The following is an 8,196-nucleotide window of genomic DNA, read 5'->3' on the forward strand; positions in this document are numbered from 1 at the left end:
CTGATCCGGATGCTGGCGCGATGTCCGTCGCGCCAGCTTTTCTCTGCGGGTGTCTTCCTGTTGTCAGGCTGCGGCGCGCGATGGCACCATCACCATCGCCTCGCCCGCGATCACGCATTTATCGCCAACATAACAATTGGTTTCCAGAACCACCCGACGCTTGGGCGCGATGATCTCGCGCACCGTAACCTTTGCGGTCACAGTATCGCCAATACGGACCGGTGCCTTGAACTGCAAATTCTGCGACAGGTAAATCGTGCCCGGCCCCGGAAGACGCGTACCCAGCACGGTTGAAATGAAACCGGCTGACAACATGCCATGCGCAATGCGGCCTTCAAACATCGTGGTTTCGGCAAATTCCTGATTAAGATGAACCGGGTTGGTATCGCCGGACAATCCGGCAAACATCACGATATCGGTTTCCGTCACGGTTTTGGCGTAACTTCCGACCATGCCGATCTCGATATCTTCAAGATACAGCCCTTCCAGTCCGTTCATCTCTCTCATTTCCTGACTTTCCTTGCCTGTTTCTGATCGCTGCGTCTGACTTCTGATTTATTTTTGCGCCGCAGCATTCGCAATATTATTTCGCGTTTTCTTTTTTCGGCAATGGGTAATTGGTTGAACAGGGTAATTTCACAGGCTTGCCATATCCGGCGGAACTGCCCAAATGGGGACTTCCGTCCTGCACCGTCACGGTGCAAACTGCCCCTCAGAACAACAAATTGCGGAAAACGTCCATGAATGCGACCACTGCCGATATCTATGAAATCGCCATGGGCCGATGGAGCCGCCGCCTATCGCGCAACTTCCTTGATTTTGTTGCGGCACCCTCCTGCGGTTCGCTGATTGATGTCGGCTGCGGTACCGGCAGCCTCACACTCGCCGCCGCCACGCGGTACCCAAAGGCACGCATTGTCGGGGTCGATCTGATCCCGGATTACCTGTCCGAAGCGTTGCTTAGCGCCGCACCCAATGTCAGCTTTGAAACCGGGGATGCCAGCAACCTGCCCTTTGGCGATGACAGTTTCGACACCGCCTTTTCGCAATTGCTGTTAAACGATCTGGAAGGTCCGGCGGGTGCTGTTTCGGAAATGGTTCGCGTCACCAAACCGGGCGGGCGGATTGCAGCAAGTGTCTGGGATCGTGCCGGGGGATTATCCTTCATCCGCCTGTTTCTCGATGCCGCGGCCGTGATCGCCTATCCGGCAGGCGATGAATTGCGCAGCAGGATTTTCGACATCCCCTATCAAAGCGAAGACGCCCTGTTTGATCTTTGGTCCGATGCCGGTTTGCGTGATGTCGATACCGCAACCCTGTCGATACGCATGGATTTTCTGGATTTCGAGGATTACTGGCAGTCGCTTCTGGGTGCGCACAGCCTGATCCGTGATTTCTTTACCGGCCTTGATCCCGAATTGGCCCTGCAGCTGCGCACCGCTACCGAACGGTCCTATCTGGGGGGCAAGGATGATGGTCGCCGTTCGCTGGTGGCATCCGCTATGGTTGTGCGCGGTATCGTCGGGGAATAGGCGACGATTACATCAAGACCGGCGAAACGGCATCCATAATACCGACCAAAGGCTTTGACTGCGTTTGTCGCGAAATTCCTCAAGTCCGATCTGCATGTCATGATCATTGGTCTTGGTATGGTCGACATAACTGACAAACAGCCGGTCCCAAACCGACAGGATATTTCCGTAATTGCTGTTGGTTTCGCGCATCAGGCTGGAATGATGCACCCGATGCATATCGGGCGTTACAATCAATCGGCGCAATAACCGGTCAAACCCGCCGGGCAAATGAACATTGCCGTGATTAAACAGCGCAAATCCGCTTAGCATGCTTTCATAAATCACCACCGCCCACGGATCAGCCCCCAGCAGGATCACAAAAGCCGATTTATAAATCGCTGATGCGACAATTTCGAACGGATGAAACCGCACCGCGGTCGAGACATCAAATTCGATATCGCAATGATGCACCCGGTGAAACCGCCAGAAAACCGGCACGATATGCGTCAGGCGGTGCTGCCAGTAAACCGCACAATCAAGTGCGACGATTGCAATCAGGCCACTCAGCCACCCGGGCAGGCTCATCAATTCCTCGGTCTGATTGATCACGCCCCAGCCCTGCTGCCCGGCCAGAATGGCCGCGGCAATCATCGCGGCCCCGATGGTGAATCGGGTTAATGCAGCCCCCATCAACAGCAAACCGAAATTGGTCAGCCACCGCCCCGGGTTGCGCAACCCACCCGCCGGACGATAAGGCATGAACGCCTCCCACATTGCCATCACGACAAGGATGGCGGCAAAGATAACCAGTCTTAAAAGCCCGGCCTGTTGGTCCATCATGTTCCTGCCAAATACCAGGGTGGTGACGACGATTGTGTCTTTATGGTCATAGTCGATGATATTGAAACAATACAGTACCTTGCCCATCGCAAGTCCATCACCATTATGTTAGATGAAGGATGTGTGACGAAGCAGTCCTGTCAAAAGCGGTTTCAAAACCGACGGTACAGGGCACCGGCAGGAGGATTTGATGGGGCAGGCGACAGGACGTATTGCGGCAGGTTTATTCGGGGTCCTGATCCTCGTGCCGTTCGCGACCATCGCCCGCGCGGATGGCCCGCCTTTTGACCTGCCGGTCGATTGCCTTTATGGCCAGTGCGATGTGGTTCATTATGTCGATCACGATCCCGGCCCTGAAATCCGTGATTTTGCCTGTGGCACTACCACCTATGAAGGCCATCGCGGAACCGATTTTTCCATTCCTGACGAAGCCACCATGATTGGTGGGGTCGAGGTCAATGCAGTTGCTGCCGGAACCGTGATCGCCACCCGCGACGGGGTCGAGGATATCGACGCCGGCCGTCTGGTCGGGGATGCGCTTAAGGGGATCGAATGCGGCAATGGCATTCTGATCAACCATGATGACGGCTGGCAAAGCCAGTATTGCCATCTGCGCCGCGGATCGCTGGCGGTGAAAAAAGGTGATACGGTCGAACGCGGTCAGACAATCGGACTGATCGGCATGTCCGGTCAGGCCACCTTCCCGCATCTTCATTTCAACCTGCGCAAGGATAACCAGCTGGTCGATCCGTTCAGCGGCACGCCGATGGGTGCCGTCACCCCGCAGGATTGCAATGCCAGTAACGCCGTTCTCTGGACCGAGGCCGCCAAGGAACAGATGTCCTATCGCGCTATAACGCTTTATGCGTCGGGATTTTCGCCGGCCAAACCCAATGCCACCGACATTAAACGCGGCTATGGCAAAAGCAGCGAACTCCCCGCCTCAAGCCCCGGCCTGTTTTTCTGGGCTTATCTGATTGGTGCCAGCAACGGCGATATCATCCGTTTAAGCATGGATGGCCCGAACGGCATTGGCGGACACCGCGATTTCACCATCAATGTCGAAAACGATAACGGCCCGCGCGCCAAGTGGTTTTATGTCAATATCAACCGCCCCGGTGATCGCTGGCCCGCAGGGGCCTATCGCGGTGAAGTCACCTTTACCCGCCCCGGCCAACCACCCAGGGAAATCGGCATCACCGAGCTTGCCATTCGCTGACAACGCCGCCGATAACGCTGCGGATAACATCGACATTGCCGACGGGTATCGCAGCACAGCATGCCAATATCGCGGGAATCGGCAGCAACTGAGCCACGTGCCAATTCCGATTCTCGCGTTTTTTATGCGCCGCACCATCAACCTTTGGTTATTTATGACCAAAACAAGCACAGAAAAGCTGGCCTTTTCCATCAGGTTGAAAGTTTTTTGACGTTTTTATCAGGACAGCACTTGTATCGGGACCATATGCCTGCATATATTTCAATCGTGCACCGTGTGGTGCATTAAAAGATACCTGTCATAAGACGGAGTAAAAATGATGAATAAGCGCAAAGCCGTTGCTATCGCCATTGCCCGTGAACAGCAGATCGCCCGTTCGATGGAAATCCTGTTTGCTGGCACCATTCTGGCCCTGATTGCATCGCTCCTGATCCTCTGATCTTTATCCAAGCGCTTTGTCATTTTACCGGTCGTTAGCCAATCGGGGATAACGACCCGAAAGTTCAAGAACATCTTCATGAACAACCGCCGCCTTTTCATCGTTGCCATTACGCGAATTACCAGCCCGGTGGTCTGAGGACCCCGGGACGTGTCTTTTCGCCTACTGGATGCAATGAAAATGTGTGTGCATTGTCATGACCGATCATGCCTTTCTCGCGCCGCTTGAAAGCGCGCAGCCGACCAAATCCGTTTATTGTTTCGCCGTTCACGCCGCCGCAGAACCCGATGTTATGCCGCGTGTGCTTGAACTGTTTTCCAAACGCAATCTTGTCCCCGCAAGCTGGCATTCCACCGTCGCCGACAGCCATGCCGGTTTCAGCGAATTGCAGATCGATATCCAGATTCAGCAACTCGAAACCAAAGTTGCCGAACATATCGCGCGTTGCCTGCGTCAGATCGTGCATGTGAATACGGTTCTGACATCGGAAAAGGGTTATTCCAACTCTGCCCTTGGCGCTTAGGCCTTGGACGCTTAGTCTGTCTGGGTCGCGGCACTGCAACATGATCGTGTTGCAGTGCGCCCCAACCGACGGAGCCCGTCTTGACCTATCTTGATCATATCAAAGCCTGCAACAACGCCAATCCATCGCGCTATGTGCCATTCCGCATTGATGGAATGTCTCTGGGTGCCTTGCGTCCGGACTTTGCCACCGCCCTGTCCGCACTTGGCCCGGACTTTGTCCGCGATGAAAATGGCGAATTTTGCTTTGCGCCACATATCGGAACCCTTGATGACCGCAACCGTTCGCTCGATAGCGCCACCAAGGCGCTTTGCGATCAGGGCATCATCCGTCGCCTGCATGGCGAACGGTTCGATATTCGCCCGACACTGGGTCACGATCCGCTGTGTCAGTTGGATCGGTCCGCCATGCCCTATTTCGGATTCCGGTCCTGGGGTGTGCATATGAACGGCTATGTGCAAAAAGATGATGGCATCCATATGTGGATTGCCCACCGTGCCAAGGACAAACCGACCTATCCCGGCATGCTCGACAATATGGTTGCAGGCGGCCAGCCGACCGGACTTGGTTTTCTTGAAAACATGATCAAGGAATGTGCCGAAGAAGCCGCCATCCCCGAAAACCTCTCCAGAAATTTGAAACCGGTCGGTACCGTTTCCTATCTTTACGAAACCACCGAAGGGCTAAAGCCCGATGTCATGGTCAATTATGATCTGGAATTGCCCGCCGATTTCGTGCCGCGATGTGCGGACGGCGAAGTCGAACGGTTTGAATTGATGCCTTTGGCCGAGGTTGCCGAAATCGTACGCAGCAGTTTTGATTTCAAATTCAATTGCGCGCTGGTGATCATCGATTTCCTGATTCGCCACGGCTTCCTGACCGCCGACAATGAACCGGATTACAGCCAGCTGACCACCGGGCTGCATCGCAATATTTTCCGATAGGGATTTGTTGATTTGTCCCGCGCAAAAGCGCCCCAAACTTACTGTTTGGTCGGCGGACCGCCCATAAGCGCCCCAACCGCCATCAGGGTCAATTTGGCGCGCAATTCCGGATCAAGCTTGTCCAGATCTTCCTGCTTGTTGCGGATGGCAACCAATGCTTCGGAAATCAGTTTGGCGCGCGCATCGTCGGCTGCACTTGGCATCCGGCTTTTCTTTTTGCCGATCTTGGCATCGGCGGCTTCAAGAGCCTTAAGGATCGCGGCCTGCGGATTATCCGACTGTTCTGTCAGGGTCTCGGCCAAGGCCTGTGCGCGGGCCTCCTCAAAGGACATGCCACTTTCCTGATAGGCCATCGCGCGGTCTTCGATCCGGCGTGCCTGTTTGGCCTGGGCAGCACTGCGTGCGGCCAGTTCGGGATCATTGAGTTGAAGGGACTGTGCATCGCCATAGGCCTTAAGGGCCTCCCGTCCGCGTTTTCCTACGAAAACGCGCAGCAGCGTCTCCTTGAGCATTCCCATCAATCGTTCCTGCTATGGTTTGGTTGCCCGCATCACAAGGCAACCATCATGCACCCAAAGGGTTTCAAAATCATTGCCTGCGGCCGGCAAGCAATATCGCAACGCCTTATATATGTTGCGCAACCCGGTCTTCTTCAATCTCAAGAATGTAACCGACCAGCGCCTCGCAATCATCCGTTCCCAGATGTTCAAGATCAAAGACGAAATCAACATTGTCACGCGCCGGGTCATCGGTTTTCCCGACAATGCCGAATTTGATATATTCCGCATCAAGGGCGGCCAGCGACGATATCACATCGGCTACCCCCACCCGGTCTTCAGCCGTCAGCGACAAACGGATCAGAACCAGAATATCGGCATCGCAATCCACCGCCTGACGGGCAATCGATTGTGCGTCGGAATTTTTCGGGGCGATATCAACGTCAAACCCGCCATCGGCAAACAGGGTCGCGACATGCTTGTGATGGGATTCTTCCGCCGACGATGCCGTCGCCAGAAGCAGTCTGGGGTGGCGGCCTTCCATCTCGGCGAAACGGGCAAGATTGGTCGCAAGTTCAGGAGACGTCATAACACCTCACAGAAATAACCTGTCCAGGATGGACATTCTGCGAACCAGTATTCCAATGAAACCTTGGAACTTCAAGCGTTGCGGCAAGGTTTTCTGCATCAGACCTCACAACCGCAAAATGCGGTCAATGGTGGTTCAGCTGCCGATTACCGCCGATGGATCAACCCCGATGACATAGGGATGCGCCCAAAGGAGCACGACATAAAGCAGAATTCCCAGCCCGATATCGCGCCAGCCAAGCGCGCCTTTGGCAAGCCCCGCGACGTCAAACCGTCGAGTCCCGTCAAGGATTGCCTTGTATTCGGCCACGTCCATGTGGCGGGCGCGGATTTTTTCCATCCGCCAGAACCCGGCAATGGCAAAAACCGTCGCCCCGCCAAAGAACATGAAAGCCACCAGATCACCATTGGGCACGATATGCCCAAGTCCCCACAACATCATACCCAAAAGCAGCGGATGACGGGTCAAACGGTTGATCCCCGGGCGCGCCGGATCAAAGCCCTTTTTTCGTCCTATCGACAACGGACAGGGTTGAATAATCGCCGCAGCCCACAAAATACAGGCAGGCAGCATGAAGGTCAGCGTCACATGGTTTTGCCAGATTTCGTAGGGCCACAGCGCGATGAAGTCCGCATGACGCACTTCATAAATCACCCACCCCAGCAGGAACAGCGACGTGACCGAAAACGTTATAATATATGCCGTATGACCGATCCTTGCCGTGATCGCACCGCGCAGAAGACCGGGCACGATATGCCCCGCCATAAACACCGCGACTGAAACGAAAAACCATGTCAAATGACGATCTCCCCTTTACATTGACGCGCTGTCATGCAAATTGCGCATCTTTCCGCGTGCAGCAAACCGGTCGTCAAACTGGTCCCGATTGGTCCAAAATGGCTAAGACCCTTGCGCCGCGTGATATTAGCGGATACGTCTGTATCCCTGTTTGACTTCGGACAATAAGCACCTGCCTATGGATTTTCCACCGGGCAGACAAAGAAACACGGAATATACTCGAAATGAGCTGGACGCCGGAAAAGATTGAACTGCTGACCTCGCTCTGGAATCAGGGCTGGACCACAGCACGCATCGGTGAAGAACTGGGCGTTGGCAAAAACGCCGTCGTTGGCAAGGCACACCGCCTTGGCCTGCCCAAGCGCCCCTCCCCGATCCAGCGCCGCGCCGAAGAGAGCGAGCCGAAAAAGGCACCGACCCCGAAAGTACAGAGCAAAGGTATCAGCATCTTTGATCTCGGTGCCGGTATGTGCCGCTGGCCGTTCGGTGATCCGGGCGATGAAGACTTCCATTTCTGCGGCAAGAAATCTGTGCCGAGCAAACCTTACTGCGACGAACATTGCGCAGCCGCCTATCTGAACGGCAAAAACCCGCGCGAAGACGGCCCGCGGAATGTTCCGGGTCGCCCGAATGCGCCGCATATGTCGCACGGTCCCAAAAAGTAACAGTCTGGCTGTCGCTGACCTTCACGGTCTTCGCGCACGCCCAATTAAAAAGCCGCCCTCTTCCGATGGGCGGCTCAGACTGCTGACAAAGTCCTCGCCATTGGCGGGGACTTTTGATTCAATGGGGAATGCTTAAGAAACCCAGCCCACATCAAACCGAACTAGAGA

At 55.0% G+C, this 8,196-nt stretch carries 11 protein-coding genes; 6 read left to right on the plus strand and 5 right to left on the minus strand.

All coding sequences use genetic code 11. From position 1 onward, the window contains the following. Positions 1-63: 63 nt before the first annotated feature. Positions 64-498, minus strand: a complete 435-nt coding sequence (locus tag ABIE64_RS11675) for a MaoC family dehydratase (RefSeq protein ID WP_082832855.1) — start codon at positions 496-498, stop codon at positions 64-66. Between the two features lie 242 nt (positions 499-740). Here ABIE64_RS11675 and ABIE64_RS11680 point away from each other — a divergent pair, with 242 nt between their 5' ends. Next, positions 741-1,532: a class I SAM-dependent methyltransferase gene (locus ABIE64_RS11680; protein ID WP_354377518.1), complete on the plus strand. Its 792-nt coding sequence runs from the start codon at positions 741-743 to the stop codon at positions 1,530-1,532. Positions 1,533-1,544: 12 nt separating this feature from the next. Here ABIE64_RS11680 and ABIE64_RS11685 read toward each other — a convergent pair whose 3' ends face one another. Beyond that, positions 1,545-2,441: a sterol desaturase family protein gene (locus ABIE64_RS11685; protein WP_354377519.1), complete on the minus strand. Its 897-nt coding sequence runs from the start codon at positions 2,439-2,441 to the stop codon at positions 1,545-1,547. Between the two features lie 103 nt (positions 2,442-2,544). Here ABIE64_RS11685 and ABIE64_RS11690 point away from each other — a divergent pair, with 103 nt between their 5' ends. From ABIE64_RS11690 to ABIE64_RS11705, 4 genes are all read left to right on the plus strand, one after another. Beyond that, complete coding sequence (locus tag ABIE64_RS11690) at positions 2,545-3,573, plus strand: M23 family metallopeptidase (protein WP_354377520.1); 1,029 nt, start codon at positions 2,545-2,547, stop codon at positions 3,571-3,573. Further along, positions 3,560-3,784 (plus strand): hypothetical protein, encoded by a 225-nt coding sequence (locus ABIE64_RS11695; protein WP_354377521.1) that lies wholly within the window; start codon positions 3,560-3,562, stop codon positions 3,782-3,784. Before ABIE64_RS11690 ends, ABIE64_RS11695 begins: the two co-directional genes overlap by 14 nt. A 424-nt stretch (positions 3,785-4,208) precedes the next feature. Continuing rightward, a complete protein-coding gene (locus tag ABIE64_RS11700) occupies positions 4,209-4,535 on the plus strand; it encodes an ACT-like domain-containing protein (protein WP_007090166.1) in 327 nt (108 codons plus the stop codon). Between the two features lie 80 nt (positions 4,536-4,615). Next, positions 4,616-5,479, plus strand: coding sequence for an NUDIX hydrolase (locus tag ABIE64_RS11705; RefSeq protein ID WP_354377522.1), 864 nt, complete (start codon positions 4,616-4,618; stop codon positions 5,477-5,479). A 38-nt stretch (positions 5,480-5,517) separates the two neighbouring features. On the opposite strand, the gene ABIE64_RS11710 is transcribed toward ABIE64_RS11705, so the two are convergent. The 3 genes from ABIE64_RS11710 to ABIE64_RS11720 all read right to left on the minus strand — a co-directional run bounded on the left by ABIE64_RS11710 (position 5,518) and on the right by ABIE64_RS11720 (position 7,363). After that, positions 5,518-5,997 carry a hypothetical protein gene (locus ABIE64_RS11710; RefSeq protein WP_065701776.1) on the minus strand — a complete coding sequence of 160 codons (480 nt, stop codon included), beginning with the start codon at positions 5,995-5,997 and terminating at the stop codon, positions 5,518-5,520. A 106-nt stretch (positions 5,998-6,103) separates the two neighbouring features. Beyond that, complete coding sequence (locus tag ABIE64_RS11715) at positions 6,104-6,565, minus strand: hypothetical protein (RefSeq protein WP_065701777.1); 462 nt, start codon at positions 6,563-6,565, stop codon at positions 6,104-6,106. 135 nt (positions 6,566-6,700) lie between these two features. Next, the gene (locus ABIE64_RS11720; protein WP_354377523.1) at positions 6,701-7,363 is read right to left on the minus strand and encodes an NnrU family protein; all 663 of its coding nucleotides are present in this window, start codon (positions 7,361-7,363) and stop codon (positions 6,701-6,703) included. Positions 7,364-7,587: 224 nt separating this feature from the next. On the opposite strand from ABIE64_RS11720, the gene ABIE64_RS11725 reads away from it, so the two are divergent. Then, positions 7,588-8,028, plus strand: a complete 441-nt coding sequence (locus tag ABIE64_RS11725; RefSeq protein ID WP_007090171.1) for a GcrA family cell cycle regulator — start codon at positions 7,588-7,590, stop codon at positions 8,026-8,028. Positions 8,029-8,196 lie beyond the last annotated feature (168 nt).

Origin of the sequence: Thalassospira sp. MBR-102 (assembly GCF_040549275.1) — a bacterium.
GTDB classification, from domain to species: Bacteria; Pseudomonadota; Alphaproteobacteria; order Rhodospirillales; family Thalassospiraceae; genus Thalassospira; species Thalassospira xiamenensis.

Coding starts and splice junctions, on each gene's coding strand:
- ABIE64_RS11675 (WP_082832855.1), bottom strand. CDS start 498: ATGAACGGACTGGAAGGGCTGTATCTTGAAGATATCGAGATCGGCATG.
- ABIE64_RS11680 (WP_354377518.1), top strand. CDS start 741: ATGAATGCGACCACTGCCGATATCTATGAAATCGCCATGGGCCGATGG.
- ABIE64_RS11685 (WP_354377519.1), bottom strand. CDS start 2,441: ATGGGCAAGGTACTGTATTGTTTCAATATCATCGACTATGACCATAAA.
- ABIE64_RS11690 (WP_354377520.1), top strand. CDS start 2,545: ATGGGGCAGGCGACAGGACGTATTGCGGCAGGTTTATTCGGGGTCCTG.
- ABIE64_RS11700 (WP_007090166.1), top strand. CDS start 4,209: ATGACCGATCATGCCTTTCTCGCGCCGCTTGAAAGCGCGCAGCCGACC.
- ABIE64_RS11710 (WP_065701776.1), bottom strand. CDS start 5,997: ATGGGAATGCTCAAGGAGACGCTGCTGCGCGTTTTCGTAGGAAAACGC.
- ABIE64_RS11715 (WP_065701777.1), bottom strand. CDS start 6,565: ATGACGTCTCCTGAACTTGCGACCAATCTTGCCCGTTTCGCCGAGATG.
- ABIE64_RS11725 (WP_007090171.1), top strand. CDS start 7,588: ATGAGCTGGACGCCGGAAAAGATTGAACTGCTGACCTCGCTCTGGAAT.